Source organism: Kitasatospora arboriphila, assembly GCF_039528095.1.
Classification (GTDB): domain Bacteria; phylum Actinomycetota; class Actinomycetes; order Streptomycetales; family Streptomycetaceae; genus Kitasatospora; species Kitasatospora arboriphila.
This window is the reverse complement of the sequence record NZ_BAAALD010000110.1, coordinates 1-24,752: the sequence shown is the minus strand read 5'-3', so window position 1 is coordinate 24,752 and position 24,752 is coordinate 1. Positions and strand designations below refer to the sequence as shown.

General features: G+C 74.5%; 30 protein-coding genes. 16 read left to right on the top strand and 14 right to left on the bottom strand.

Going from position 1 to position 24,752, the window contains the following annotated elements:
* On the bottom strand, positions 1–477 hold a 477-nt coding region (locus ABD353_RS34390), incomplete at its 3' end, for a class I SAM-dependent methyltransferase (RefSeq protein WP_344627632.1).
* 79 nt (positions 478–556) lie between these two features.
* On the opposite strand from ABD353_RS34390, the gene ABD353_RS34385 reads away from it, so the two are divergent.
* Positions 557–1,162 carry a helix-turn-helix domain-containing protein gene (locus ABD353_RS34385; protein WP_344627631.1) on the top strand — a complete coding sequence of 202 codons (606 nt, stop codon included), beginning with the start codon at positions 557–559 and terminating at the stop codon, positions 1,160–1,162.
* 92 nt (positions 1,163–1,254) lie between these two features.
* Here the strand turns inward: ABD353_RS34385 and ABD353_RS34380 are convergent, their stop codons facing one another.
* From ABD353_RS34380 to ABD353_RS34355, 6 genes are all read right to left on the bottom strand, one after another.
* Positions 1,255–1,911, bottom strand: coding sequence for a hypothetical protein (locus ABD353_RS34380; protein WP_344627630.1), 657 nt, complete (start codon positions 1,909–1,911; stop codon positions 1,255–1,257).
* A gap of 455 nt (positions 1,912–2,366) precedes the next feature.
* Positions 2,367–2,768: a VOC family protein gene (locus ABD353_RS34375; protein ID WP_344627629.1), complete on the bottom strand. Its 402-nt coding sequence runs from the start codon at positions 2,766–2,768 to the stop codon at positions 2,367–2,369.
* Positions 2,765–3,283 (bottom strand): cupin domain-containing protein, encoded by a 519-nt coding sequence (locus ABD353_RS34370; protein ID WP_344627628.1) that lies wholly within the window; start codon positions 3,281–3,283, stop codon positions 2,765–2,767. Before ABD353_RS34370 ends, ABD353_RS34375 begins: the two co-directional genes overlap by 4 nt.
* Before the next feature lie 128 nt (positions 3,284–3,411).
* A complete protein-coding gene (locus tag ABD353_RS34365) occupies positions 3,412–4,245 on the bottom strand; it encodes a sterol desaturase family protein (protein ID WP_344627627.1) in 834 nt (277 codons plus the stop codon).
* The gene (locus tag ABD353_RS34360) at positions 4,242–4,988 is read right to left on the bottom strand and encodes a FadR/GntR family transcriptional regulator (RefSeq protein ID WP_344627626.1); all 747 of its coding nucleotides are present in this window, start codon (positions 4,986–4,988) and stop codon (positions 4,242–4,244) included. The genes ABD353_RS34365 and ABD353_RS34360 overlap by 4 nt, the downstream gene beginning before the upstream one ends.
* 86 nt (positions 4,989–5,074) lie before the next feature.
* Positions 5,075–5,833, bottom strand: coding sequence for an SDR family oxidoreductase (locus ABD353_RS34355; protein ID WP_344627625.1), 759 nt, complete (start codon positions 5,831–5,833; stop codon positions 5,075–5,077).
* A 97-nt stretch (positions 5,834–5,930) separates the two neighbouring features.
* Here ABD353_RS34355 and ABD353_RS34350 point away from each other — a divergent pair, with 97 nt between their 5' ends.
* Complete coding sequence (locus tag ABD353_RS34350) at positions 5,931–6,527, top strand: TetR/AcrR family transcriptional regulator (protein WP_344627624.1); 597 nt, start codon at positions 5,931–5,933, stop codon at positions 6,525–6,527.
* A gap of 19 nt (positions 6,528–6,546) precedes the next feature.
* On the opposite strand, the gene ABD353_RS34345 is transcribed toward ABD353_RS34350, so the two are convergent.
* Together ABD353_RS34345 and ABD353_RS34340 are read right to left on the bottom strand one after the other, a co-directional pair.
* Positions 6,547–7,779 carry a cytochrome P450 gene (locus tag ABD353_RS34345; RefSeq protein WP_344627623.1) on the bottom strand — a complete coding sequence of 411 codons (1,233 nt, stop codon included), beginning with the start codon at positions 7,777–7,779 and terminating at the stop codon, positions 6,547–6,549.
* 28 nt (positions 7,780–7,807) lie between these two features.
* Positions 7,808–8,017, bottom strand: a complete 210-nt coding sequence (locus ABD353_RS34340) for a ferredoxin (protein WP_344627622.1) — start codon at positions 8,015–8,017, stop codon at positions 7,808–7,810.
* A 150-nt stretch (positions 8,018–8,167) separates the two neighbouring features.
* On the opposite strand from ABD353_RS34340, the gene ABD353_RS34335 reads away from it, so the two are divergent.
* The 3 genes from ABD353_RS34335 (at position 8,168) to ABD353_RS34325 (ending at position 10,372) form a co-directional block, all read left to right on the top strand.
* Positions 8,168–9,295, top strand: a complete 1,128-nt coding sequence (locus ABD353_RS34335) for a hypothetical protein (protein ID WP_344627621.1) — start codon at positions 8,168–8,170, stop codon at positions 9,293–9,295.
* Positions 9,296–9,539: 244 nt separating this feature from the next.
* Positions 9,540–9,767 carry a hypothetical protein gene (locus ABD353_RS34330; protein WP_344627620.1) on the top strand — a complete coding sequence of 76 codons (228 nt, stop codon included), beginning with the start codon at positions 9,540–9,542 and terminating at the stop codon, positions 9,765–9,767.
* A 56-nt stretch (positions 9,768–9,823) separates the two neighbouring features.
* Entirely contained in the window at positions 9,824–10,372 is a 549-nt protein-coding gene (locus ABD353_RS34325; RefSeq protein WP_344627619.1) for an LURP-one-related/scramblase family protein, read from the top strand.
* Positions 10,373–10,478: 106 nt separating this feature from the next.
* Here the strand turns inward: ABD353_RS34325 and ABD353_RS34320 are convergent, their stop codons facing one another.
* The 4 genes from ABD353_RS34320 to ABD353_RS34305 all read right to left on the bottom strand — a co-directional run bounded on the left by ABD353_RS34320 (position 10,479) and on the right by ABD353_RS34305 (position 12,198).
* Positions 10,479–10,646, bottom strand: coding sequence for a VOC family protein (locus ABD353_RS34320; RefSeq protein ID WP_344627618.1), 168 nt, complete (start codon positions 10,644–10,646; stop codon positions 10,479–10,481).
* A complete protein-coding gene (locus ABD353_RS34315; protein WP_344627617.1) occupies positions 10,646–10,846 on the bottom strand; it encodes a hypothetical protein in 201 nt (66 codons plus the stop codon). Before ABD353_RS34315 ends, ABD353_RS34320 begins: the two co-directional genes overlap by 1 nt.
* 133 nt (positions 10,847–10,979) lie before the next feature.
* Positions 10,980–11,507: an NUDIX hydrolase family protein gene (locus tag ABD353_RS34310; protein ID WP_344627635.1), complete on the bottom strand. Its 528-nt coding sequence runs from the start codon at positions 11,505–11,507 to the stop codon at positions 10,980–10,982.
* A 142-nt stretch (positions 11,508–11,649) separates the two neighbouring features.
* The gene (locus ABD353_RS34305) at positions 11,650–12,198 is read right to left on the bottom strand and encodes a DUF3995 domain-containing protein (protein ID WP_344627616.1); all 549 of its coding nucleotides are present in this window, start codon (positions 12,196–12,198) and stop codon (positions 11,650–11,652) included.
* Positions 12,199–12,234: 36 nt separating this feature from the next.
* Here ABD353_RS34305 and ABD353_RS34300 point away from each other — a divergent pair, with 36 nt between their 5' ends.
* From ABD353_RS34300 to ABD353_RS34280, 5 genes are all read left to right on the top strand, one after another.
* Positions 12,235–12,825, top strand: a complete 591-nt coding sequence (locus ABD353_RS34300) for a TetR/AcrR family transcriptional regulator (RefSeq protein WP_344627615.1) — start codon at positions 12,235–12,237, stop codon at positions 12,823–12,825.
* A gap of 141 nt (positions 12,826–12,966) precedes the next feature.
* Entirely contained in the window at positions 12,967–13,656 is a 690-nt protein-coding gene (locus ABD353_RS34295; RefSeq protein ID WP_344627614.1) for a hypothetical protein, read from the top strand.
* 78 nt (positions 13,657–13,734) lie between these two features.
* The gene (locus tag ABD353_RS34290) at positions 13,735–14,457 is read left to right on the top strand and encodes a siderophore-interacting protein (RefSeq protein ID WP_344627613.1); all 723 of its coding nucleotides are present in this window, start codon (positions 13,735–13,737) and stop codon (positions 14,455–14,457) included.
* A 189-nt stretch (positions 14,458–14,646) separates the two neighbouring features.
* A complete protein-coding gene (locus ABD353_RS34285) occupies positions 14,647–15,255 on the top strand; it encodes a GNAT family N-acetyltransferase (RefSeq protein ID WP_344627612.1) in 609 nt (202 codons plus the stop codon).
* A gap of 194 nt (positions 15,256–15,449) precedes the next feature.
* Positions 15,450–15,806: a DUF6204 family protein gene (locus ABD353_RS34280; protein ID WP_344627611.1), complete on the top strand. Its 357-nt coding sequence runs from the start codon at positions 15,450–15,452 to the stop codon at positions 15,804–15,806.
* A gap of 81 nt (positions 15,807–15,887) precedes the next feature.
* Here the strand turns inward: ABD353_RS34280 and ABD353_RS34275 are convergent, their stop codons facing one another.
* A complete protein-coding gene (locus ABD353_RS34275; RefSeq protein WP_344627610.1) occupies positions 15,888–17,585 on the bottom strand; it encodes an ABC transporter family substrate-binding protein in 1,698 nt (565 codons plus the stop codon).
* A 367-nt stretch (positions 17,586–17,952) separates the two neighbouring features.
* Between ABD353_RS34275 and ABD353_RS34270 the strand changes: the two genes are divergently transcribed.
* From ABD353_RS34270 to ABD353_RS34245, 6 genes are all read left to right on the top strand, one after another.
* Positions 17,953–18,936: an ABC transporter permease gene (locus tag ABD353_RS34270; protein WP_344627634.1), complete on the top strand. Its 984-nt coding sequence runs from the start codon at positions 17,953–17,955 to the stop codon at positions 18,934–18,936.
* Positions 18,936–19,958, top strand: coding sequence for an ABC transporter permease (locus ABD353_RS34265; RefSeq protein WP_344627609.1), 1,023 nt, complete (start codon positions 18,936–18,938; stop codon positions 19,956–19,958). Before ABD353_RS34270 ends, ABD353_RS34265 begins: the two co-directional genes overlap by 1 nt.
* Positions 19,955–22,018 (top strand): ABC transporter ATP-binding protein, encoded by a 2,064-nt coding sequence (locus tag ABD353_RS34260; RefSeq protein ID WP_344627608.1) that lies wholly within the window; start codon positions 19,955–19,957, stop codon positions 22,016–22,018. The genes ABD353_RS34265 and ABD353_RS34260 overlap by 4 nt, the downstream gene beginning before the upstream one ends.
* A gap of 381 nt (positions 22,019–22,399) precedes the next feature.
* Positions 22,400–23,095, top strand: coding sequence for an alpha/beta fold hydrolase (locus tag ABD353_RS34255; protein WP_344627607.1), 696 nt, complete (start codon positions 22,400–22,402; stop codon positions 23,093–23,095).
* A 67-nt stretch (positions 23,096–23,162) separates the two neighbouring features.
* A complete protein-coding gene (locus ABD353_RS34250; protein WP_344627606.1) occupies positions 23,163–23,642 on the top strand; it encodes a MarR family winged helix-turn-helix transcriptional regulator in 480 nt (159 codons plus the stop codon).
* A 287-nt stretch (positions 23,643–23,929) separates the two neighbouring features.
* Positions 23,930–24,752, top strand: an 823-nt coding sequence (locus ABD353_RS34245) for a transposase domain-containing protein (RefSeq protein WP_344627633.1), incomplete at its 3' end; no start/stop codon positions are given.

Below are 24,752 nucleotides of genomic sequence, written 5' to 3'. Positions count from 1 at the left end.
ACCGGTGACCAGCAGCGCCCCGCCGGGCGCCACCGCGGCGGCGAGACCCGCGAACAGGGCCGGCCGGGCCGCGGCCGGCACGTGCAGGTACTGCGCGGTGACCAGGTCGAACCCCCCGCCCGCGGGCGGCCGTTCGCCGAGGTCGGCGCGGATCCAGGTGATTCGGTCGGCGACCTGCGGGCCGGCGGCCGCGGCCCGGGCGGCGGCCCGCTCCAGTGCGGTGGCGGCGAGGTCCGTGGCGGTGACCCGCCAGCCTCGGCCGGCGAGCCAGAGCGCGTCGGCGCCCTCGCCGCAGCCGGCGTCCAGCGCCCGCGCGGGGGCCAGCCCGGTGGCCTCGGCGACCAGTTGCGGATTGGGGAGTCCGCTCCAGAGCGAGGTGCGGGTGCGGTACCGCTCCTCCCACGCCTCCCGTCCGAAGTCCGCGTCCGTTCCGGCGGGTCCGCCGGGGTTCCCGATGCCGTGCTCGTGTTCGTCCATGCGGCCGAGACTGGCGCCGACCGTGCCGGACCGGCAACGATCGTTGCCGTTTCCGGGACGTCCGCGGTGGAATGGCCCCATGGACCACACCCCGGCCGTCGCCGCCGCCCTCGCCGAGGTCGGCCCCCGGCTCAGACTCCTGCGCACCCGGCGCGGCATCTCCCTCGCCGGCCTGGCCGAGGCCACCGGCATCTCCAAGAGCACGCTGTCCCGCCTGGAGTCCGGGCAGCGCCGGCCCAGCCTGGAACTACTGCTGCCGATCGCCCAGGCCCACCGCGTGGCCCTGGACGAGCTGGTCGGCGCCCCGGAGACCGGCGACCCCCGGGTCCGGCTCAGACCCCGTCAGGTCAACGGCCGGACGGTGCTGCCGCTCACCCGGCAGCCCGGCTCGCTGCAGGCCTGGAAGGTGATCGTGCCCGCCGCCCAGAGCGAACCGGAACTGCGCGTCCACGAGGGCTACGAGTGGCTGTACGTGCTCTCCGGACGGCTGCGCCTGGTGATCGGGGACCGCGACACCGTCCTCGGCACCGGGGAGGCCGCCGAGTTCGACACCCGGCTGCCGCACTGGTTCGGCAGCACCGGCGAGCACCCGGTCGAACTCCTCAGCATCCTCGGCCGGCAGGGCGAGCGGATGCACGTCCGTGCGCGGCCCCACCGCACCGCCGCGGACGGGTCCGCCCACTGAGCCGGCGAGGACGACTCCGCTCCCGGTGCAGCCCGGCCGGGCCGTCACCCGCTGCGGCCGTCACCCGTCGTGGCCGTCACCCGCTGCGGCCGTCACCCGCCGCGCGAGGAGACCAGGCCGGTGGTGAGGACGCTCTCGTCCGACAGGTCGACGATCGCGAAGGCCGACGGCAGCCGCCGGTCGGCCGGACCGAACCGCAGGTCCACCAGCCGGTGCCGGTAGCGCGGGCTGTGCAGGTCGACCTCCGCCAGCACCCGGCCGGCACCGGCGTCGATGTCCACCCCGGCGGCCGCCAGCAGCCGGCTGTCGCGGACGAGGTCCCGGGCCAGGCGCTGCTCCGCCTCCGCCAGGGCCGGCGGCCGGCGGCCGGTCGCCACCTCCAGCACCCGTCCCGCGGCGAGGCCGACGGTGGCCTCCACCGCCACGCCGTCCGTGTAGTTGTAGACGACGACCAGCGGATCCCCCCGGTGCCGCCCGGCCGCCGTGGTGTGCACCCCCAGCACCCGGTACCGGCCGCCCTCGATGCTGCGCCGCACCTCCGGGTCGGCGAGGGCGAGTTCGGCCGCCCGGTCGCGGTCGGCCGCGGTCAGCCCCGGCCCGGCCTCCTCGGCACCGAACCGCCGGGCCGGTGCCACCGGCGTCAGCAGGCCCCGGCGGTGCCGGGCGTCCCCGCCCGGCGGCGCGGCGGCGGGGCACGCGGCGGGGACGGCCTCCGTCCCGGCCGCGGGCACAACGGATTCCTCGCACATGGCTGCGCCCTCCGGGCGGTCCGCGCCTGCCGGCCGATGCCCTCCGGAGGCCCGGTGACGGGCCGCGTGCGGCCGACGTCCGGGGGCCGGCCGGAGGGGATGGACGACCGGTCCTCCCTCCATCCTGAGCGCCCGGCCGGGGCCGGGCAACCAGGTCACCGTCCGCCACTCCGGATTCCGCGGCCGAGGTCACCGAGCGTCAGCCCCGCGGTGGATCCGGCCCCCTGAGCCCGTGGCGTGCCGGCCGACGGCGGGGACCACCGCCGCTCGGGCGCTGCCGACGGTGACGCGCAGTGGCGACCGCCACCCGCACCGGCGCTGCCGACGGTCGCCCTCCGTGCACCCGGGCCGTCGCGCCCGGTGGCCGCGCCCGGTGGCCGCATTCGCCCACCGCGCCCGGTGGCCCTCCCCGGCGGCCGCGCCCCCGGATCGGGCGCCCGTCGGATCCGCGGGCGTCAGACCGTCCAGGTGCGGGTGCACAGCACGAGGCGGTAGCCGTCCGGATCGGCGACCGTCACCCCGTGCTCGTCCCAGTACGGGTTGTGTGCCGGGACCCGGGTGCCGCCGTGGGCGGTCAGCCGGTCGACCAGGGCCTCGTCCACCGGGATGCCGAGGTAGAGGACGAGCAGGTCGTCGGCGGTCGGCACGGGCGCGACCGGCCGATCGGGGTCGCGGGTGAGCTCCAGGTGCCAGTCGGCGCCGGGCAGGCCGACCATGAGCAGGTCGTGCTCGCCCGCCACGTGCTCCGTGGTGCGCCACAGCACGGCCATGCCGAGCCCGCCGACCCAGAACCGCTCGGCGGCGGCGAGGTCGAGGGACGGGCGGGCGATCCGGATGCGGACGGAGGGCTCGATCATGCCGACCGCTCCAGGGCCGCACGCCAGACCGGGCTGTCCACGTAGTGGTTGTCGTACTGCTCCGAGGAGGCCGCGATCTCGGCCGGGTCCGCCTCGCCGCGCATCACCCGGCCGAGCAGCCGCAGGTAGTCGAAGCGCCCCATGCCCGGGGTGAACACGAACAGCACGTCCGCCTCCTCGCCGGGGGCCGCGGCGAAGGCGTGCGGGGTGTGCGGCGGCACCGCGAGGAAGTCGCCCGCGCCGAGGACGCTCACCTCCTCGCCGACCAGCACCTGGAGGGACCCGCTGATCACGAAGAAGAGCTCCCACGCCTTGGTGTGGAAGTGCGCCGGTGCGCCCGCCGCCCCCTTGGCGAAGCTGGAGCGGTAGCTGGTGAACCCGCCCCCGGTGTGGGAGGAGTCGGCGAGCAGCGTCATCACGCTGCTCGGGTCCGCGCAGGTCTCGGCCTCGGCGCACCGGGTGAGCACGGGTTCGAGCATGTCGCGGGCGGTGCCGGTGTTCTGATCCGTCGTCATGATGATCACTGTACCGAGGAAAAGGCCCGCCGGCACGGGGCAATTCAGTGCCGTGATCCTGGGCCAATCGCGGCCCGCGGCAGTCGCCGCGCCCTCGCCTGCGCGGCACCGCTCGCCGCGGTGGCCGCTCAGGTCTCGGGCTTCGGGGACCAGCCGGGCGGGCCGAAGAGGTGGCCGGCGCGATCCCGCCAGCGGGCCGCCGCCCTGACGTCCCGCCAGACGGCCGCGTACTCGTGGAAGGCCACCCGGAGCGGGTTGTGGGTGGTGATGTTCTTCGTCAGTCCGTAGACCACCCGCTCGCCCTCCGGCTCGAAGCTGCCGAACAGCCGGTCCCAGACGATCAGGATGCCGCCGTAGTTGCGGTCCAGGTACACCTGGTTGGAGCCGTGGTGCACCCGGTGGTGCGACGGGGTGTTGAAGACCAGCTCGACGGGCCGCCAGAGCCGGTCCACCCGCTCGGTGTGCAGGAAGAACTGGTAGATCAGGCTGATCGACTGCTGCAGCAGGATCATCCACGGCGGGAGGCCGAGCGCCGCCAGCGGCAGCCAGAACGGCAGCGAGGTCATCGGCGTCCAGCTCTGCCGCAGCGCCGTCGACAGGTTGTACCGGACGCTGGAGTGGTGCACCACGTGGCTCGCCCACAGCACCCGCACCCGGTGGTGCGCCCGGTGGAAGGCGTAGTACGCCAGGTCGTCGGCGAAGAGGAGGAGCAGCCAGGTCCAGGCCGACGAGGGGGAGAGGTGCCAGGGCGCGAGGGTGTACACCCCGGCGTACGCCAGGACGGCGAAGACCTTCCACGGTAGGCCGACCACCTGGCTGCCGGCGCCCATCGACAGCGAGGTGGCGGTGTCGCGGACCTCGTAGCCGTACTCCTCGTCGTCGGGCAGGAAGCGGTACGACAGCGCCTCGACGGCGACCAGCAGCACGAACGCGGGTATCGCGTACACCACTGCGGGGATCATCCGGCCGCCTCCCGTCCTGCCGCGGCGGACGGCGCCGGCTCCGCGGCGGGGGACGGCACGGCGCGCGAGAGCAGCTCCCGGGCCGCCCGTTCGGCGGCCGGGGCGTCACCGGCGGCGATCAGCTCGGCGAGACGCAGATGGGCCGTCACGTCCAGCAGCTCGTCGGCGCGGTGCGCCGGGGGCACTTCGCCGACCGGCAGCGCGCCGCCCACCAGGCTGTTGAACGCCAGCAGGTAGGCGAGGTTGCCGGAGCCGGTGACGATCAGCCGCCACCAGGCGATGTCCGCGGCGCCCAGCGCGGCCAGGTCCGGACCGATCCGCCCGAAGGCGGCCGCCGCCGCGGTGATCTCCGCCGCCTGGTCGAGCGAGCAGCGTTCGGCGCACAGCCGGGCGGCGTCCGCGCCGATGCAGGCCCGCATCTCCAGGGCGTCGCGTTGCAGGCCGGCGAGTGCGGGCGGCACCCGGGACCCGGCGGACGCCTGCAGCACCAGGTCCAGTCCGGCCGAGGCGCGCCAGTCCAGGACGCGGGTGCGCCCGCCCTGGCTCACCTCCACCAGCCGGGCCTGCTGCAGGCGCTTGACCGCCTCGCGCACCGCGTGCCGATTGACCCCGAACTCCGCCGCCAGCTCCCGCTCGGCCGTCAGCGCGCCGCCGGGCGGCAGCACGCCGTTCAGAATCCGCTCCTCCAGCAGCGAGAACAGCTGGTCCGAGACCGCTTCCCGCCGGATGATCCGCTCCGTCATGGCCGTCAGCATGCACCCGCCCCGACCACTGGTCAACTGGTTGGACCAGTTGAATTCCGGAGCCGGCGGCCGCCCGGGGCGGACGGTCAGCGGCCGGTGGCGAGCGTCGCACCGCCGGCGCAGTCGAGGACGGTGCCGGTGGTGAAGCCGTTGCCCGCGAGGTAGGCGATGGCCTGGGCGACGTCCTCGGGGGTGCCGACCCGGCCGACCGGCAGGGCCGCGGCGACGCCGGCGAAGAACGCGGCCCGGTCGGCGTCCGGCATGCCGGACCACCAGGCGGTGTCGACGACGCCGGGGGAGACGGCGTTGATCCGCAGCGGCGCCAGTTCGGCGGCGAGCGGCGGGACGGCGGCCTCCAGCGCGCCGTTGACCGCGGCGAGTCCGGACGACCCGGGTAGCGCGGCCCGGGCCGAGGCGGCGGTGACGAAGGTGACCGAGCCGTCCTCGCGCAGCCGCGGCAGGGCCGCCCGCAGCACGGCGAAGTGCGCGAAGAGCTTGCCGTCGAAGGCCGTCCGCAGGTCGGCCTCGGCGAGTTCGGCGAACGGGCCGAGGCCGACGGCGCCCGAGCTCAGGGCGAGCACCGGGTGGTCGAGGCGGCCGACCGCCTCGAAGCAGGCGGCGATCGACCCGGCCGAGGTGGCGTCGGCCTCGACGGCGGTGACCGGGTGGCCGATCCGCTCGGCCGCCGCGTCGAGCCGGGCCTTGGACCGGCCGGTGATCACCACATCGGCCCCGGCGGCCGCGAAGGCCCGGGCGGCGGCCTCGCCGATGCCGCTGCTGCCGCCCATGACGACGATCCGCAGGCCGGCGAAGGACGGGTACGGCGAGGACGGGGAGAGGGGCACGGGGACTCCTGGAAAGTTGTAGAGACGATCCGTCTCGACAAATATTTGCCGAGACTGATCGTCTCGTCAATGCCTTTTCCGGTGTAGAGTCCCGTCCATGGAAGACCCCGGCCCCGCCGCCGCCCGCCCGCACACCGGCCGCCGCCGCAACGAAGCCGCGCGCGAGGCCGTCCTGACCGCGACCATGCAACTGCTGCGCGAGCCGGGCCGGGAACTGACGATCGACCGGATCGCCCGCGCGGCCGGGGTCGGCAAGCAGACCGTCTACCGCTGGTGGCCCACCAAGGGCGCCGTGGTGGCCGAGGCGATGGCCGACAGCGCGACCGCCGCCGTCGGCCTGCCCGACACCGGCGACCTCCGCGACGACCTCGCCGCCTTCTTCCGGGCCAGCTTCCAGGCCCTCCAGGACCCGGGCATGGTGCGCCTGCTCGGCGAGGTCGTCTCCGGCGCGCAGTGCGAGCCGGCCGTGGCGGAGGTGCTCCGGGACTTCACCGCCCGCCGCCGCGCCGCCCTCGGCGAACTCTTCGCCCGCGCCGCCGCCCGCGGGGTGCTGCGTCCCGGCGCCGACCCGGAGGTGCTGGTCGAACTCGGCTACGGCTTCCTCTGGTACCGGCTGCTGGTCGGCCACGCACCCCTGGACGACGCCGCGGCCGACACCCTCGCCGCCCACCTGACCGCCGCCGCCACCGCCTGAGTCCTGCCCGGCGGGACGGCTACCAGGCGACCGGCAGCTCGTGCACCCCGTACACCACCATGTCGGCGCGGTAGCGGACCGACTCGTACGGCACGGCCAGCCGCAGCCCCGGCAGGCGGCGGAACAGCGTCTCCAGGGCGATCTGCAGCTCCGCCCGGGCCAGCGGCTGCCCCAGGCACTGGTGGACGCCGAAGCCGAACGCGAAGTGCCGGCGGGCGTCCCGGTCCAGGTCGAGGCGGTCGCCGTCGGGGAATACCGCCGCGTCCCGGTTGGCGGTCGAGATCATGCAGAGCACGCCCTCGCCGGCCCGGACGAGGGTGCCGCCCAGGTCGACGTCCTCGACCGCCACCCGCGGGATGCCGAGGTGGACCACGCTCAGCCAGCGCAGCAGCTCCTCGACCGCCCCCTTGACCAGGGCCGGTTCGGCCTGCAGCCGGGCCGCCTGCTCCGGGTGGCGCAGCAGGGCGAGGGTGCCGAGCGCCGTCATGTTGGCCGTCGTCTCGTGGCCGGCGACCAGCAGCAGCAGGCCGGTCGCCGCCGCCTCCTCGGGGGAGACGTCGGGGCGGGCGGCGAGCCTGCCGAGCAGGCTGTCGTCGGGCTCGCGCCGCTTGCGGCCGGTCAGTTCGGTGAGGTAGTCGGTGAGTTCGCGCTGCGCGGTACCGACGCGCTCGGCGGGGGCGGCGATGTCCAGCAGGACGCCGCTACGGCCCTGGAAGAAGCCGTGGTCCTCGTAGGGCACGCCGAGCAGGTCGCAGATGACCAGCGAGGGCACGGGCAGCGCGAACGCGGCGACCAGATCTGCGGGGGAGCCCCCGGCGATCATCCGGTCCAGCGCGTCGTCGACGATCCGCTGGATCCGCGGGCGCATCGCCTCGACCCGCTTGACGATGAAGTCGCCGGTGAGCATGCGCCGTTGGCGGGCGTGCTCGGCGCCGTCGAGGCGCAGGAACGACGGGGTGGCCCGGTTCACCAGCTCGCGCCGGCCGGGGGAGAGGAACGGGAAGCCCGGGTGCCGGGCGTCGGCCGAGAAGCGGTTGTCCGAGAGCACCGTACGGACCTCGGCGTGACCGGTGACCAGCCAGCAGTCGGAACCGTCCCACAGTCCGGCGCGGGTGACGGGGGCGGTGCGGTGGGCCTCCCGGTAGGCGGGCGGCGGGGCGAACGGGCAGCCGCCCCGGTCGGCGGGCAGCGCCGGCCGGGCGGAGCGCGTGTCGGGGGTGGAACGGGCGGATTCGGTCGGGGTGGTGGTCATGCCGGTCCTTCCGCGTGGGGGTGGGTGGTCACTCGTCGAGCGCGGTGTCGAGCACGGTGATGGCACTTCCGGGGCAGAGCGCGGCGGCGAGCCGGACGGCGGCGTGCTGCTCCTCGGCCGGCCCGGGGCGGAGCAGCCGGACGAGCCCGTCCTCGTCGGACTGGTCGAAGACCCCGGGCGCGGTCAGCACGCACTGGCCCGAGCCGCAGCAGCGGTCCTGATCGACGGTCACCTGCATCGCGCCTCCAACGGCAGCGGGAACGGTTGCCTAGGTCAACCGATAGCACGCCGACCATCGCCGGGAGTACGTACCCGGAGAACTTCCGCGAACGTGTCCGATTCCGGGCGCCCGGTTTCGGCCGCCCCCGGCCGAGGGCGGAAGCCGGCCATGAGTTTCGCCCGATGTTTCGTTCCCGGATCGATCGCAACAGCACGGCCGGCCAGCGCAGATGGCCGTCCGGGGTTTCGCTCCCGGCCCATTCACCTGCATCGATCCACGAATGTTCGTCCGACGGTTGACGCCGGTATTCGACCGTCGCCGCCATTCCGGTCGGCATTCACCCCCACCCGATGCCACGGATCCCGACCTCTGACCGCCGGGCCCGGACGCGCCGGCGTCCCGGCCCGGCCCCACCCGCACCGGAGACACCCGTGCCCCCACCCCGCACCGGTCCACCACCCCGCTCCTGCTGCCCCTGCTCCTGCTCGCCCTGCTGATCGGCGCCCTGCCGCAGACCGCCACCGCCGCCACCACGGCCACGGCCACGGCCACGGCCGCGTCCGCCGCCGCCCCGCCGCAGCGGATCCTGCTGGCCGGCCAGTCCACCCGGCCGCCTGGGACGACCTCGCCGGCTTCACCGACGCCCCCGCCGGCGGCTCCGTCTACTACGAACTCGCCTCCGGCACCTGGGTCTCCACCGCTCACCGCGACTACGCGACCTTCCTCGCCTCCCAGGGCCCCACCATCCGGATCGGCATCAGCTGGAAGGACAACCCGCCCGGCTACACCGGCGGCGACCGGGCCGCCCGCTCCCGCGCCGTCACCCAGGAACTCGCCGACGGCCAGTACGCCGACCGCTTCACCACCCTGATCGACTTCGTCAACCGCTACCCGGCGGCGACCTTCCTGCTCCGCATCGACTACGAGGTGTCCAGCGCCTACCACTGCACCGACGCGAGCTGCTCCTCGTACAAGGGCGCCTTCGCCCGGATCCGCTCGCTGGTCGACGGCCGGAGGCGCCAGGCCGACGTCGGCTACGTCTACCACCCGGTGCGCGGCGAGTACGCACAGCTCTACCCCGGCGACGGGCAGGTCGACCGGATCGGCGTGTCGGTCTTCGCGCACGAGCCCTGCCTGCCGATCCACGACCGCGGCTACCTGTGGAACGGCACCCCGCCGACCAATTACGACACCGCCGCCCTGCAGTGCCGCAACCCGTACATCGGCACCGACGGCTGGGGCAACCCGGCCGCCGTCTGGCAGAACTGGACTACGACGGCAACGTGCTCGGCATGATGAAGTTCGCCAGGGACCACGGCAAGACGATGATCGTCTCCGAGGCGGCATGATGAACTTCACCGCCGACAACGGCGCCACCGACGGCCTGGAGCCCGTCCGCGGCAACCTGTGGGTCAAGCGCCTCTTCGGCCTGCTGAACTAGAACGGCCCGATCCCCAACCAGTCCGGCAGCCACGACCTCTCCCGGGTCCTCACCGCCGTCACCTACATCGACCTCGACTTCCGCTACGGCTGGGACGCCGTGCCCGACGGCACCTTCGACTTCCCGCCCGACTCCGCCTGGTTCGTCGACGGCCGCCTCTCCCGCTACACCGACGCCCGCACCTCCTTCTGCCAGGGCCTCGCCGCCGGCGGCTTCACGACCCGCTGCCGCCGACCGCCCCGCGCCCCGGCGCCCCGGACGACCCCCGTCGTCCGGGGCGCCGCACCCTTCGCCGGTGGCACCGCGCGGTGGCCGTCCCATACTTGAAGGACGGATCCTCGCCCGCCGCCGCGCCCGGCGGCGGGGCCCGAAAGGACGGCACGATGTTCCAGGAACGACGGGAACGCCGGGAGGCCAACCGCGCCTTCGACCACGGCGACGGCGTGACCCGGTACCGCATGCAGCAGAAGATGGTGTCGATCGGCGACGACTACTGGATCGACGACGAGTCCGGTGACCACGTCTACAAGGTCGACGGCAAGGCGCTCCGCGCCCGCCGTACCTTCCACCTGGAGGACGGGCAGGGCCACCGGGTGGCGACCGTGCAGAGCCGGCCGCTGCGGATCAAGGACTCGATGGCGATCGACGACGCCGAGGGGCACCGGGTCGCCGTCGTCAAGAAGGCCGTGATCAGCCCCGTCCGCGACCGGTGGACGATCAAGCAGGAGGACGGCGACGACCTCACCGTGGACGGCAACGTGGTCGACCACGAGTACACCATCGAGCGCGACGGCTACAAGATCGCCGAGGTCTCGAAGAAGTGGTTCCGGGTCCGCGACACCTACGCCGTGGACATCGGCCCGGACGCCGACCACACCACCGTCCTGGCGGCGGCCGTGGCCATCGACTCCATGGCCCACCCGGGCGACTGAGACCGGCACCGCGGCGGGACGCCTGCCGTCCGCCGGCGCGGCAGCGCTCCCGCCGGCGGCCGTGCGGCAGGATTCCCGCCGTCCCGTGGCGCCGGGAGGAGGCGGCTCAGCGACCGTGGGCCGTGGGATGCCGCGGCTCGTACACCGCGAGTTCCGCACCGCTCGGGAGGCGGATCGCGGCGAGCCGGCCCCAGCCCCGGTCACTCGGCTCGCGGGCGATCCCGACACCGCGGGCGCGGAGTTCGCCGAGCAGAGCGTCGAGGTCCTCGCACATCAGGTACAGCTCGTGCGAGGCCCCGCCCTCGGTGGGTGGACGGCGAGCTCGGCCGGCGGCAGTCCGAAGATCAGCCAGCCGCCGCCCGCGTCGACCCCGGGGAACCCGAGGACGTCCCGGACGAAGGCCCGGTCGGCCTCGGCGTCCTGGCTGTACAGGATGACGTGCGCCCCGCTGATGCCGCCGACCCCGCTGCCCATGCGCCGTCCTCGCTCCCGGATCGGGGCGCGGGACCGCGCCCACCCGCATCCTCGCAGCGCGGGCGGCCCGTTCCGGCCACGGACACGCCGACCGCGCCCGGCCGGAGGGCGGTGCCGGGCCGGGCGCGCGGGCTCAGGTCAGGCAGCCGAGATGGGCCAGCGCCCGCTTGAGCAGCACTCCCTGCCCGCCGGGCATCTCCTGCAGCACCAGATCCGAGGCGGCCTCCTGCGGGCTGAACCACACCAGGTCGAGCGCGTCCTGACGCGGCCTGCAGTCGCCGGCCACCGGCACGACGTACGCGAGTGCGACGGCGTGCTGCCGCGGGTCGTGGAAGGAGGTCACCCCCTGCGTCGGGAAGTACTCGGCGACGGTGAACGGCTGCAGCGAGGCGGGGATCCTGGGCAGGGCCACCGGCCCGAGGTCCTTCTCCAGGTGCCGCAGCAGCGCGTCCCGGACACGCTCGTGGTGCAGGACGCGTCCGGAGACCAGCGTCCGGCTGACCGTGCCGTCCGGCCCGATGCGCAACAGCAGCCCGATCTCGGTGACTTCGCCGGTGTCGTCGACGCGCACGGGCACCGCCTCGACGTAGAGGATCGGCAGCCGGGCGCGGGCCGTCTCCAGCTCCTCGGGCGCGAGCCACCCCGGATTGGTTTCCGTCATGTCAGCCATTGGCTGATCGTACGTTCCCGGGCTGTCCTACGGGATCATCCTGCCGCTGCGGGCCGGCGAACTCTGCGTGTCGCGCCCCCGGCGAGGACGACCTGCCGGACCGTCAGCGTGCTGCCGAGCCTCGCGCTCAGGCTCACCGGCGGCCCCGGGGCCGGGTGCGCACCGCGAGGTAGCCGGTCAGTGCGCCCAGGGTGACGCAGAGCGGCGAGTAGAGCGACAGGTCCCAGTGCCGGAACTCGGCCGGCGCGTCGCCGAGACCCAGCCCGGAGACCACCAGCCCGCCGGCGCCGCGCAGCGCGAGCACCCCGGAGACCGTCCACACGCCCGAGCGCACCAGCCGGGACGCGCCCAGCGGGCTCCGGGGCCGGGCGGCGGTGACGACCAGCCAGGCCGCCGCACCCAGCAGGCCCGCGACCGCGACCGTCGCCGGCCCGGACGGCAGCCGCGACTCGTCCACCCCCACCACGACGGTCGCGAACTCGGCCCGCGACTCCAGCGGCCAGGGCGAGAACGCCCACACCGCGTGCAGCGCCGCCGCCGCGCCCAGCCCCGCCGCCGCGGCGGCCGCGGCCGCGCGACCCCCCGGGCCGGCCGGAGCCCGCTCACCCTGCACCGCACCGAGCAGCCATTCCCTGGCGTTCACCGCGCCACCCCCGTACTCGTCGACATCGGATCCGTACACCACTGTACGGATGTTCCGTACAGTACTGTATGGAACATGGCCAAGGGGAGAGTCAGCAAGGACGACTGGACGATGGCGGCGCTGCGCGCCCTCGCCCACGGCGGGGTCGCCGCCGTGGCGGTGGACGTGCTCGCCAAGGAGCTGGGCGTCACCCGGGGCAGCTTCTACTGGCACTTCGACAACCGGGAGGCGCTGCTCGTCGCCGCCCTGGAGACCTGGGAACGGCGCACCACCACCGAGCTCGTCGAGGCCGTCCGCGCCGAGCCCGACCCCTGGGTGCGTGCCAGGGTGCTGTTCGCCGAGGCCCTCGGCAGCGAGAAGATCGCCGGACTCGAGCCCGCCCTCGTCGCCCAGACCGCCCACCCGGCCGTCGCCGCCGTGGTCACCCGGGTCACCCGCACCCGGCTGGCCTTCCTCGCCGAGGTGTTCACCGGCATCGGGCACGACCCGCAGAGCGCCAGGCACCGTTCCCTGGCCGCCTACGCCGCCTACCTCGGCTGGCTGGAACTGCGCCGCACCGCCCCGGAGACCGCCCCCGAGGCGCGGCCCGGCGACCCGGACGCGGCGGCCGCCCTCGACCACCTGGTCGCCATGATCCTGGCCCCCGCCGCCCCGGCCCGTCCCTGAGCGGACGCCGGGGGCGAGCCACTCCCCGGGCGATCCGCGGAACCCGTCGGCGCCGAGTGCGCGTCAGAGACGGTGCCTGCCGCGTGCGTTCGGGTGGGCCGTCCCGCGGGGGTCGTGGGGCGTGGTCATGAGGGGGACGGTATGGCCGCTTGGATCTTCTTCTTCGCCCTGCTGCTGGCGCCCGTCGCGTTCGGGCTGACCCGGGAGGTCGGCACCCTGCGGCGGGCGAAGGCCGCCGATCGGCTGATGCGGCTCCTCGGCGGCAGCCCCGGATGGCGGACGATGGCACCCGGTGAGTCCTGGAACGAGTACGTCCCGCACTACCCCTGGCTGGACGTCCCGCGCGGCACCACCGTCACCGGCCCGGGTCCGGACGGGCGCGAGGTCACCGTCGCCCGGTTCGTGCGCCTGGAGCAGCGCCGGGGCCTGCACTGGCTGCTGTTCCGCTACGAACTCCCGGAGCACGTGCCGATGATCCGGCTCGAACGGGCCTGGAGCGCGGCCGCCCTGGGGCTCCCGGTCGTCCAGCCGGGGCTCTACGTCCCGATGTCGGCGACCGGCACGGAGGCGATCGCCGAGCCCCTGGTGCGCAGCGACCTGATCGACCGCCTCGCCGCCCTGGGTGCGCCCGCGGTCAGCCTCCAGCGCAACGAGGCGTGCTTCCTGTACCACCCGCTGCCCGGCGGTCCCGGGACGGAGCGGTACGCGGCGGGGCTCGCCGCGCTCCTCCCCGACCTGTGCCGGCTCGCCCGCGCCACCGGGGAGGCGGAGGCCGCCCCGCCCGCCGACGGCGCCGAGGACGACCGCGGCCCCGGCGGCGCCCGCCGCTGACCCGGATCCCCGGCTGTCGAAGCCCTCCCGCCGTGAGCTAGGTTAGCCTTACCTAAATTCTTGTGGCGGGAGGGTGCCATGGGGCACGGCTGGGAGGGCGTCGTCCTCAAACTGATGCGGGGCAAGGACTTCGAGTTCACGGTGACCGCGGTCGAGGAGGTCACCGACCACTACCGGCGGGTGCGGTTCACCGACGGCGGGATGCTCGCCGCGACCGGCGTCCACCCGACGATGTGGGTGCGCATCTGGTTCGACGACGCGGGGCGGCCGCACCAGCGCGCCTACACCCTCGTCGACCCCGACGCCGCCGGAGGAACGTTCAGCCTCGAATTCGCGCTGCACGACGGCTGCGCCAGCGACTGGGCGCGGAAGGCCGCACCCGGCGACACCGTCCAGGCCACCGTCCAGGGCTCCGCCTTCACCGCGCCCGACCCGCTGCCCCGGCAGCTGTTCGTCGTCGGCGACTCGGCCTCCGTCCCCGCCGTCAACTCGCTGCTCACCGCCCTGCCCGAGGTGCCGGCCACGGTCTGGCTGGAGAGCCGGCACGACTCGGACGAGGACCTGCCGCTGCGCGCCGACCCCGAGCGGCACACCGTCCGCCGGCTGCCCCGCCGCGACGCCGGCGCCCACCTCGTCGCCGAGGTCCGGGAGGCGCTGCCGGCGCTGCTCACCGACCCCGCCGGCGCCTACGTGTGGATCGCCTGCGACACCGCGACCACCCGCGCCCTCACCCAGTTCGCCCGCAAGGACCTGGCCCTGCCGAAGCAGCGCGTCAACGCCCTCGGCTACTGGCGGCCCTGACGACCCGTGGCGCCGGCGAGGGGGCGGCCCCGGCGCGCCGGGGGGGGGGGGGGGGGGGCCCCCCCCCCCCCCCCCCGGCCGCCCCCGCCCCCCCCCACCGTCACGGCACTGCCACCGTCACGGCACTGCCACCGCCATGCCACCGTCACGCCATCGCCGACCCGAACCCGTGCCACCGGAGGAGAGACCATGACCACCACCGCCCCGACCGCCGTCCGGGAGACCGCCCCCGCCGCCGTCCACGAGCAGACCGTGCCCGGCTTCGGGACGGTCGCCGTCCGCCCGCTGGACCCGTCCGGCGACGCCGCCCTGGTGCACGGCTGGGTGAACGAGGAGAGAGCGCGCTTCTGGGGCATGGTCGGCCACACCCGCGAGACGGTCCGCCGGATCTACGCCTACGTGGACTCGCTCGACACCCACCACGCCTACATCGTGGAGCGGGACGGCACGCCCGTCGCCCTCTTCCAGACCTACCAGCCCGAACACGACCCAGTCGGCGAGTGCTACCCCGTCCGGCCGGGCGACTTCGGCGTCCACCTGCTCCTCGCGCCCGCCGACGGCGAGCCCGCCCCCGGCTTCACCGCGGGCCTGATCACCGCCCTGCTCGGCTTCGTCTTCGCCGACCCCTCCCGGCTCCGCATCGTCGCCGAACCCGACGCCCTCAACGAGAAGTCGATAGCCCGCACGCTGCGCACCGGCTTCGAGCTCGGCCCGCAGATCGACCTGCCCCACAAGCGCGCCCAGCTGGTCTTCCTCACCCGTGAGACGGTCGCCCAGGCCCTCGCCGCCCGTTCGTAGGAGTCGTCCTCGGAGCGGACCCGGGCCGTCGGTCCAGGGGCGCGTGGGGGCACCTCCCGGCCGAGGGCCGGGGAGAACCGCGCAGTCCGGGGGCGGGTGTCACGACAGCACGGGCCCGGTCGTGCTGTGCGCGGCGGCCGGCCCCGCGGAAAAGGGGGTGCACCGATCGCCGGCCGCCGCCTAGGGTCGGCGGGGTGAGTACCCGCGACTTCCGAATCACCGTCCGAGGCGTCTTCGACGGCCTCGACGAGGCGCAGCGCGCCGAACTCCTCGCGAACGCCGCCGAGCACGACGTGCTGCGCGCGGCCTTCACCCCCGAAGGGCACCTGAGCTACGACATCGCCGCCCGCACGGCCTTCACCTTCCGCTTCGCGGACGGCGGCGAGGCCGAGGAGGACATCCTCGACGCCACCGAGCGGGCCGAGACCGCGGCCGCGGCCTGGCTGACCGGGCACGGCTACGGCTTCAAGAACCTCCGCTCGCAGGCCGAGGACCTCTCGCAGGCCGCCCTCGGCAAGCGCCGCCGCCGCGAGGCCGTCCGCGGGCTCTGACCCGCTGCCCGGGAGGGCCGGGAGGGCCGCCGCCCCCGCTCGGGGGATGTGGGGACGGCGGCGGTACCCGGGGCGCGGCGGCTACTTCTGCCAGCCGACCGAGGTGATGACGGTGTCGGCGAGGCTGCCCGCGCCGAAGTTGGCGAGGCCCTTGCGGACGGCGACGATGCTCGGCCGCTGGTACAGCTCGACGGTGTGGCCGAGCTCCCAGATCCGGACGTCCGCCTGGTTGTAGAGGTCGGCGGCCTGTGCCGGGTCGAGGGTCGCCGCGGCCTTGCGCAGCAGCGAGTCGATCTCGGGCGTGCTCAGCTTGGAGTAGTTGCCGAACACGTTGTCGCCCTGCGGCGCACGGTAGATCGGCACCGTCCTGGAGAGCGGGAACGAGCCGGTGTTGCGCCAGCTCGCGAGGTCGAACCGGCCCTGGTTGATGTACTTCGAGAAGTACTCCTTGCTCGGCACCTTGTCGATCGACAGCTTGACCCCGACCTGCTGCAGCATGCTCTGCACCGCGGCCGCCAGGTCCGCCTGTGCCTGGGTGGATCCGTCGCTCATCACGTAGTGCAGCTCCAGCGGGTGCCCGTCCTTGCCGCGGGTGCCGCCGGCGTCCTTCCAGCCGGCCTCGTCGAGCAGCTTGCCGGCCACCGCCGGGTCGTACTTCACCCAGTCGCCGGCGTTGGCCCGGTAGCCGCTCTGGTTGGTCATGAACAGGTGGCTGTCCAGCGGCTTGAACTCCACCGGCACGCCCTTGTTGGCGATCTTGATCAGTGAGGCGCGGTCCAGCGCCCGGCCGAGCGCCTGACGGACCTTCTGGTCGGCGAGCGCGCCGTTCCCGCCGAAGGAGATGTGCACCTCGTCCCAGGGCGTGCCGGTGCGGATCGCCGCGTCCTTGGCGTCCTTGAGCTGGCCGTACGCGGTGGCGGTGCCGGCCGAGGCGTAGTCCACCTCGTTGTTGAGGAAGGCCTGGGTGATGGCGGCGGAGTCCATCACCCGGTAGGTGATCCGGTCCAGCTTGGGCTTCGGCCCCCACCACTTCGGGTTGGGCGCCAGGGTGATGGTCTGCGCGGTCTTGTCGGCGTTCTGCAGCACGAACGGGCCGCCGTAGACCGGGACCTTCTCGATCCAGCCCTCGTTGAACTCCTTCGGCGTGGAGATCCCCGCCGCCGGCAGCAGCGGGTTGAACAGGCTCTGCCAGTCGGCGTACGGCTGGGCGAAGGTGACCTTGACCTCGCCGGGGGAGGCCCCCTGCTCGACGGCGGATATCTGCTCGTAGCCGGAGGAGTCGGCGAGGTTGTAGGCCGGGTCCTTGCCGTTGGAGGCCTGCCAGACGGCCTTGAAGTCCTGGTAGCCGATCGGCTTCCCGTCCGACCAGGCCGCCTTCGGGTTGAGCCGGTAGGTCACCACCTGCGGCGAGGTGGAGGTGACCTCGGCCGACACCAGGTACTCGGGCACCGGCTGGTAGACGCCCTTGGCGTCCGAGCGGAAGAGCTTCGCCTCCAGGTAGCCCATGATCTCGACCGCGTCGCCGTAGGTGCCGTCGACCTGGTACGGGTTCCACTGGGTGATCCACTGCTGGAGCGGCTCGCGCAGCTCGCCGCCGTCCTTGATCCGGTCCAGCGGCTGCGGGTTGTTGTCCTCGGCGCCCACCGTCGGCACCACCGTCTTGGCCGCGTCGTCCGCCGTGCCGTCGGCCTGGCTGCTGCAGGCCGTGGCGGCCAGCGCCACGGCGAGTGCCGCGGCGGCGGCCCGGCCGAGTCTGCGGGTGGCGAGCGATGCGTCCATCGGGAAGTCCTCGGGGGTCTCGAAGAGTCGTGGGCGGCCGCCAGGTGTGGCGGCACTTGAACGTGGGCAGCCAAGTCGGTGCCGGCAGGCAGAACGTAACAGCCCATCAGCTCCGACGACAGGGGGTCATGCGCAGAACTGATCGAAACGAAACGGGGCGCAATCCGGTGGCAACATGCTGTCCGCACCCGTCTGATCGACTGTGACCAGCGCGTTCGCCGACCCGGCCGGACCGCGCCGTGCAGCAGGCCCTGGACGGACCGTCCGGGGTGCCGTACAACTGCTGCGCGAAACTGCGTCAAAAACCCTCCGAACGAAGGCGAACGACCATGTTCTCCAGGTGTGCGAACCGCACCGGCGGTACGCCGTGACCCGCTACCTCGCGAAACGGCTCGGCTACTACGCCGTCCTCCTGGTCGCCGCCGTCTTCCTCGCCTACGCCCTCTCCTGCGCCGCCCTCGGCCCCCGCGCCTACTTCGAGGCCAAGCAGCCCAGACCCTCCGCGGCCGCCGTCGACCGCCAGCTCACCGCGCTCAACATCAACGACCGCACCCCGGTCGTCGAACGCTTCGCCACCTGGGCCGACGGCCTGCTGCTCCGCGCCGACCTCGGCCGCACCATCCACAACACCCCGGTCAACGAGGAGTTCGGCCGCCGGATCTGGGTCTCGCTGCGCCTCCTGCTGATCGGCAGCCTGCTCGGCATGCTGCTCGGCGTCGCCGGCGGCGCCTGGAGCGCCGTCCGCCAGTACCGGCTCTCCGACCGGGCGCTCACGCTGCTCTCCTTCGTGCTGCTCTCGACCCCGGTCTTCCTCGTCGCGCTGCTCCTCAAGAACGGCGCCATCGCCGCCAAGGACGCCGCCGGCCACGAGGTGGTCCCCTTCACCGGCTACGAGACGCCCAACCTCGCCGGCGGACTCGGCGCCCACCTCGCCGACTGGGGCCTGCACCTGCTGCTGCCCACGCTCTCGCTCGCCCTCGGCGGCCTCGCCGTCTACAGCCGCTACCAGCGCTCCACCATGCTCGACGTGCTCGGCTCCGACTACCTGCGCACCGCCGAGGCCAAGGGGCTCACCCGCAACCGCGCCCTGCTCAAGCACGGCCTGCGCACCGCCGTCATCCCGATGTCGACGATGTTCGCCTACAGCTTCCTCGGCATCTTCACCGGAGCCGCCTTCACCGAGACCATCTTCGGCTGGCACGGCATGGGCGAATGGTTCATCCAGGCCGTCAACGAACAGGACATCAACGCCGTCGTCGCGGTCAACCTGTTCGCCGCCGTCGTCGTGCTCGCCGCGGGCTTCCTCGCCGACGTGCTGCACGCCGCGCTCGACCCCCGGGTGAGGTACTGATGACCGCCACCGCCCTGCCCGAGACCGCCGCCCCCGCGCCCACCGAGGACCGCGCCCCCGCCGGCCGGCTGCGCCTGGTCGCCGGCCGCCTCGCCGCCTCCAGGGGCGTCGTCGTCGGAGCCGCCGTCCTGCTGCTGCTCTTCCTGCTCGCCTTCCTCGGCCCGCACCTGACGCCCTGGGACTACGCCACCCCCAACTACGGCCAGATCCGCCGCCCGCCGTCCTCCGAGCACTGGTTCGGCACCAACGGCATCGGCCAGGACGTCTTCGCACAGACCGTCCGCGGCCTGCAGAAGTCCCTGGTCATCGGCCTGCTCGTGGCCGTGCTCTCCACCGGCCTCGCCTCTCTGGTCGGCGCCTGCGCGGGCTACTTCGGCGGCTGGACCGACCGGCTGCTGATGTTCCTCGTCGACCTGATGCTGATCTTCCCCGGCTTCCTGGTCATCGCCATCGTCTCGCCGCGGCTGCGCGGCACCGGCTGGCTCGCCTTCGTCCTGCTGCTCGCCCTGTTCAACTGGATGATCACCGCCCGGGTGGTCCGCTCCATGACCAGGTCGCTGCGCGAACGCGAATTCGTCGCCGCCGCACGGTTCATGGGCGTCGGAGCGTTCCGCATCATCTGGCGGCACGTGCTGCCCAACGTCTCCTCCTTCCTGATCATCGACGCCACCATCGCCGTCGGCGGCGCCGTGATGAGCGAGGCCGCGCTCTCCTACTTCGGCTTCGGCGTCCGCGCCCCCGACGTCTCGCTCGGCACCCTGCTCGCGGCCGGCACCGCCGACGCCCCCGTCTTCCCTTGGCTGTTCTACTTCGCCGCCGCCCTCCTCGTGCTGTTCGTCCTCGCCGTCAACCTGGTCGGCGACGGTCTGCGCGACGCCCTCGACCCCACCGCCGAGGCCGGACGCCGCTCCGCCCGGCTCGCCCGCGCCGCCCGCACGCCCGTCGGGGGAACCCCGGCCGACGGGCCCACCGACGACGACCCCGGCACGCCCGCCGCCCGAACCCGCCGGAGCACCCCGTGACCCCCGCCCTGCTCACCGTCCGGGACCTCACCGTCGACTTCGGTACGGCCCCCGCCGTCCGCGGCGTCGACCTCGACCTGCACCGCGGCGAAACCCTCGGCATCGTCGGCGAGTCCGGCTCCGGCAAGTCCGTCACCGCGCTCGCCGTGCTCGGCCTGCTGCCCGGCACCGCCCGGGTCGGCGGCTCCGTCCGGCTCGACGGACGCGAACTCGTCGGCCTGCCCGCACGCGAACTCGCCGCCGTCCGCGGCCGCCGCATCGCCATGGTCTTCCAGGACCCGCTCTCCGCCTTCACCCCCGTCTACCGGATCGGCGACCAGATCGCCGAAGCCGTCCGCATCCACCAGGACGTCGACCGCGCCACCGCCCGCAAACGCGCCGCCGACCTGCTCGACCTCGTCGGTATCCCCGCCCCCGACCGCGCCCTCGACAGCTTCCCGCACGAGTTCTCCGGCGGCATGCGGCAACGCGCCATGATCGCCATGGCGATCGCCAACGACCCGGACGTGCTGCTCGCCGACGAACCCACCACCGCCCTCGACGTCACCATCCAGGCCCAGGTCCTCGACGTGCTGCGCACCGCCCAGCGGGAGACCGGCGCCGCCCTCGTCCTGGTCAGCCACGACCTCGGTGTCATCGCCGGCAGCGCCGACCGGGTCGCCGTCATGTACGCCGGACGGATCGCCGAGACCGCCCCGGTCGACGAACTGTTCGCCGCACCCCGACACCCCTACACCCTCGGCCTGATCGGCGCGGTGCCCCGCCTCGACGGCCGCGGCGGTCCCCTGGTGCCGATCCCCGGCCGCCCGCCCGCACCCGGCGAACTCGGCCGCGGCTGCCCGTTCGCCCCCCGCTGCCCGCTCGCCGAGGACCGCTGCCGGACCGCCGAACCCGCCCTCGACACCGGCTCCGACGGCACCCACGACCGGGCGTCCGGCCACCTCGCGGCCTGCGTCCGCGCCGACGAACTCGCCGCCCGCCGACCCGCACCCGCCGAGGTCTACCCGGTGCCCGCCGTCCCCGCCCCCGCCCGTGCGCTGCCGCCGCGCGCCGAACGGGACACCGTGCTCGCCGTCCGCGGCCTCACCAAGAGCTTCCCCCGGCTCAAGGGCGCCGTCCTCAAGCGCCGGATCGGCGACATCCACGCCGTGGACGGCGTCGACCTCGACATCCGCCGCGGCGAAACCCTCGGCCTGGTCGGCGAGTCCGGCTCCGGCAAGTCCACCACCCTCTACGAACTGCTGCGCCTCGCCGCACCGCAGGGCGGCCGGATCGAACTCCTCGGCCAGGACACCGCAGCCCTCGACCGGGCCGCCGCCCGCCGCCTGCGCGCCCGGGTGCAGATCGTCTTCCAGGACCCGGCGGCGAGCCTCGACCCCCGGATGCCGATCGGCGACATCGTCGCCGAACCGCTGCAGGCCCAGCGCGCCCCGCGCGAGGAGGTCCGCCGCCGGATCCCCGAGCTGCTGCGGCAGGTCGGGCTCGACCCGGAGCACGCAGACCGCTACCCGCACCAGTTCTCCGGCGGCCAGCGACAGCGGATCTCGATCGCCCGGGCCCTCGCCGTCCGGCCCGACCTGCTCGTCCTGGACGAACCCGTCTCCGCGCTCGACGTCTCCGTCCAGGCCGGGGTGCTCAACCTGCTCCAGCAGCTCAAGGCCGAACTCGGCCTCGCCTACCTCTTCGTCTCGCACGACCTGTCCGTCGTCCGGTACCTCGCCGACCGGGTCGCCGTCATGTACCTCGGCCGCACCGTCGAGACGGGCGCCGTCACCGAGGTCTTCGAACGGCCGCGGCACCCGTACACCCGCGCCCTGCTGTCGGCCGTCCCGCTGCCCGACCCGGCGGCGGAACGCCGGCGCAGCAAACTCCTGCTGGCCGGCGACCCGCCCTCGCCGACCGTCCGGCACGAGGGCTGCCGCTTCCGCTCCCGCTGCCCGGTGTACGCCGCCCTGGACGCGGAGCGGCGCGGCCGCTGCGAACGGGACACCCCGCCCGACACCGCCGCCGCCCCCGGCGTCGACCACGTCGCCGCCTGCCACTACCCGCACGGGGCCTGAGCCGCCGTCGGCGGTGCACGGCCGGTCGCCCGGGGCGCGGACGCCGGACAACCCTCGCCCCGACGGCCCCGCGGGCGCAAGGATCCCGGTATGCACCTGGTCGCCGACGGCGGCACCCCCGTGCCGAGACCGCTGCCGGTCGACGGACTCGAGTCCGACGACGGCCGCCTCCTCGCCACCGCCGGGCCGCTCTTCCCGGCGCCCGGCGACCGCATCGCCCTGGACGGCCACCGGGTGGTGGTGACCCGGGGGGCCGGTCGTTCACCCCGGCCGGCGGCCCCGCCGGGGGCTGCTGGAACCGCGGACGGCTGCACCGGCGCTGACGGACCGTCCGGCCCGATCCGGTCCCCTCGGGCACCGGGCGGCGCGTACGGTCGTCCCATGACCGTAGAGCGCACCGCCGCCGTCCGGGGCATCCGACTCGCCTACCGGGAGTCGGGAGCGCCCGGCGCCCCGCCGCTGGTGCTGCTGCACGCCCTGGGCGAGCGCCGCCCCGACTGGGGAGCGGTCGCGCCCGCCCTCGCCCGGCACCGCCGGGTGTACGCGCCGGACCTGCGCGGCCACGGGCGGACGGAGTGGCCGGGGGAGTACTCGCTGGAGGCGATGCGCGACGACGTGCTCGCCCTGCTCGACACCCTGGGCCTCGACGTGGTCGACCTGGTCGGCCACTCGATGGGCGGAGTGGTCGGCTACCTGCTCGCCCAGCAGCAGCCCCACCGCGTCCGCCGCCTGGTGCTGGAGGACGCGCCGCCGCCGCTGCCGAGGGTGCCCTCCGTCCCGACCCGGCCGGACGGCCCGCTCGACTTCGACTGGGACATGGTGCTCGCCCTCCGCCGGCAGATCGACTCCCCGGATCCGGCCTGGCTCGACGGCCTCGCCCGGATCACCGCCGACACCCTGGTGATCGCCGGCGGACCGAGCAGCCACGTTCCGCAGCAGGGCCTGGCCGAGCTGGCCCGGCGGGTCCCCGGCGCCCGGCTGATCACCGTGCCCGTCGGCCACCTCGTCCACGCGGCCGCGCCGGAGGCGTTCACCGAAGCCGTGCTGGCCTTCCTGCTCGGCGACCGGGAGCGGTAGCCGCCCCGGGCGCGGACGATCCGGTTCGGGACGATCCGGTTCGGTCCGGTCTGGCTAGGCTGGAGCCATGACTGCGATGGCGACCTCCCGGGCCGAACCCGACCTCTCCTTCCTGTTGGACCGCACCAGCCACGTGCTGCGCACCCGGATGGCGGCCGCGCTCGCGCAGATCGGCCTGACCGCGCGGATGCACTGTGTGCTGGTGCACGCGCTGGAGGAGGAGCGGACGCAGATCCAGCTCGCCGAGATCGGCGACATGGACAAGACCACCATGGTGGTCACCGTGGACGAGCTGGAGAAGGCCGGCCTGGCGGAGCGGCGGCCGTCCAGCCGGGACCGCCGCGCCCGGATCGTCGCCGTCACCGAGAAGGGGGCGCAGATCGCGCAGGAGAGCCAGAAGATCGTCGACGGGGTGCACCGGGAGGTGCTGGCCTCACTCGCCGGCCCGGACGGCGAGGCGCTGCTGCGCGGCCTCAAGCAGTTGGTCCAGGGGGAGCTGGCCGCGCCGGTGGAGTCCGCCCGGCCGGCCCGGCGGGCCCGCCAGTAGCCGTCCACCGAGAAGCCATCCATGACTGGATGGTCTGCAACGGGATCAGTTGCTGGGGTCATACCTGTCGCACCGCACCGACGGGAGAGACCCCGTGCCTGTTGCACCCGCACCTGTCACCGCCGCCCCCGCACCTGTCACCGCCGCCCCCGCAACCGTCGCCGCCACCCTGCTCGGCCGGGAGGTGCCCCCACGCGCCCCTGGTGATGATCCACACGCCGTAGGGTTGGCGCATGGTTCAGGGGTGGGTGGGTTCGGGCAGGCAGGAGCGGGTTTCGTTGGCGGAGGTGCTCGCGGCGGTGCCGCAGGCGCTGGTCGACGAGGCCGTGGAGGTGTGCGGGGTGGCCGACCGCGGCCCGGACGGAGGACTCCCGCCGTATCTGACGGCCTGTCTGGCGATGGCGTCGTGCCTCTTCCCCGAGGGCGGGCCCGAAGAGGTCGCGGAGCGGGTCATCGCGGCCTTGCCGCAGTTCGGGGTCCGGGACGCCGGGTGGGAACCGTTGACGCCGTCGGGGATCGCCGAGGCACGCGAGCGGCTGGGCCGGGACGTGCTGCGGGAGACCTTCTACCGGGTGGCCGAGCCGGTCGCCACTCCTGCGACCCCGGCCGCACGGCTCGGCGGTCGGCGGCTGATGGCCCTCCACGGGTTCGGGCTCGACGTCCCCGACTCGGCCGAGAACGGGGCCGAGTTCGGCCGCGCCGACGGTGACCCGTCCCGCCCGGGCGCTCCCCGGGCCCGGGTCGTGGCCGTCGTCGAGTGCGGATCGCACGCCGTCGTCGACGCCGAGGTCGGGCCGTGGACCCGGAGCGGGACGGCGACGGCGGCCGCGCTGCTGTCATCGATCTCCACCGACTGGCTGCTGCTGGCCGATCAGGACCTCTACGGCTTCGCCGCGTTCGGCGCCGCGGCGCAGACCGGGGCGGCGCAGTGCTGGCGGGTGCCGGCGCAGCTGTCCCTGCCGGTCCTGGAGGTCCTGTCCGACGGGACGTACCTGTCGGCCCTGGTCGATCCCCGCCTGGGCGGAGACCTGCGGGAGGAGCAGCTGCAGGTGGTGAGGTCCGGTGCGAAGCCGGATCCGGCGGCGGCCCATGTCGTGGCGGGGGGGGGGG

Bases quoted from the DNA above. Each gene is read 5' to 3' on its own strand.
- ABD353_RS34325 (WP_344627619.1), top strand. From the start codon at position 9,824: ATGTTCCAGGAACGACGGGAACGCCGGGAGGCCAACCGCGCCTTCGAC.
- ABD353_RS34250 (WP_344627606.1), top strand. From the start codon at position 23,163: ATGACTGCGATGGCGACCTCCCGGGCCGAACCCGACCTCTCCTTCCTG.
- ABD353_RS34300 (WP_344627615.1), top strand. From the start codon at position 12,235: ATGGCCAAGGGGAGAGTCAGCAAGGACGACTGGACGATGGCGGCGCTG.
- ABD353_RS34340 (WP_344627622.1), bottom strand. From the start codon at position 8,017: ATGCAGGTGACCGTCGATCAGGACCGCTGCTGCGGCTCGGGCCAGTGC.
- ABD353_RS34380 (WP_344627630.1), bottom strand. From the start codon at position 1,911: ATGTGCGAGGAATCCGTTGTGCCCGCGGCCGGGACGGAGGCCGTCCCC.
- ABD353_RS34385 (WP_344627631.1), top strand. From the start codon at position 557: ATGGACCACACCCCGGCCGTCGCCGCCGCCCTCGCCGAGGTCGGCCCC.
- ABD353_RS34320 (WP_344627618.1), bottom strand. From the start codon at position 10,646: ATGTGCGAGGACCTCGACGCTCTGCTCGGCGAACTCCGCGCCCGCGGT.
- ABD353_RS34285 (WP_344627612.1), top strand. From the start codon at position 14,647: ATGACCACCACCGCCCCGACCGCCGTCCGGGAGACCGCCCCCGCCGCC.
- ABD353_RS34275 (WP_344627610.1), bottom strand. From the start codon at position 17,585: ATGGACGCATCGCTCGCCACCCGCAGACTCGGCCGGGCCGCCGCCGCG.
- ABD353_RS34295 (WP_344627614.1), top strand. From the start codon at position 12,967: ATGGCCGCTTGGATCTTCTTCTTCGCCCTGCTGCTGGCGCCCGTCGCG.
- ABD353_RS34350 (WP_344627624.1), top strand. From the start codon at position 5,931: ATGGAAGACCCCGGCCCCGCCGCCGCCCGCCCGCACACCGGCCGCCGC.
- ABD353_RS34290 (WP_344627613.1), top strand. From the start codon at position 13,735: ATGGGGCACGGCTGGGAGGGCGTCGTCCTCAAACTGATGCGGGGCAAG.
- ABD353_RS34265 (WP_344627609.1), top strand. From the start codon at position 18,936: ATGACCGCCACCGCCCTGCCCGAGACCGCCGCCCCCGCGCCCACCGAG.
- ABD353_RS34370 (WP_344627628.1), bottom strand. From the start codon at position 3,283: ATGACGACGGATCAGAACACCGGCACCGCCCGCGACATGCTCGAACCC.
- ABD353_RS34255 (WP_344627607.1), top strand. From the start codon at position 22,400: ATGACCGTAGAGCGCACCGCCGCCGTCCGGGGCATCCGACTCGCCTAC.
- ABD353_RS34310 (WP_344627635.1), bottom strand. From the start codon at position 11,507: ATGACGGAAACCAATCCGGGGTGGCTCGCGCCCGAGGAGCTGGAGACG.
- ABD353_RS34365 (WP_344627627.1), bottom strand. From the start codon at position 4,245: ATGATCCCCGCAGTGGTGTACGCGATACCCGCGTTCGTGCTGCTGGTC.
- ABD353_RS34360 (WP_344627626.1), bottom strand. From the start codon at position 4,988: ATGACGGAGCGGATCATCCGGCGGGAAGCGGTCTCGGACCAGCTGTTC.
- ABD353_RS34335 (WP_344627621.1), top strand. From the start codon at position 8,168: ATGAGTTTCGCCCGATGTTTCGTTCCCGGATCGATCGCAACAGCACGG.
- ABD353_RS34315 (WP_344627617.1), bottom strand. From the start codon at position 10,846: ATGGGCAGCGGGGTCGGCGGCATCAGCGGGGCGCACGTCATCCTGTAC.
- ABD353_RS34345 (WP_344627623.1), bottom strand. From the start codon at position 7,779: ATGACCACCACCCCGACCGAATCCGCCCGTTCCACCCCCGACACGCGC.
- ABD353_RS34375 (WP_344627629.1), bottom strand. From the start codon at position 2,768: ATGATCGAGCCCTCCGTCCGCATCCGGATCGCCCGCCCGTCCCTCGAC.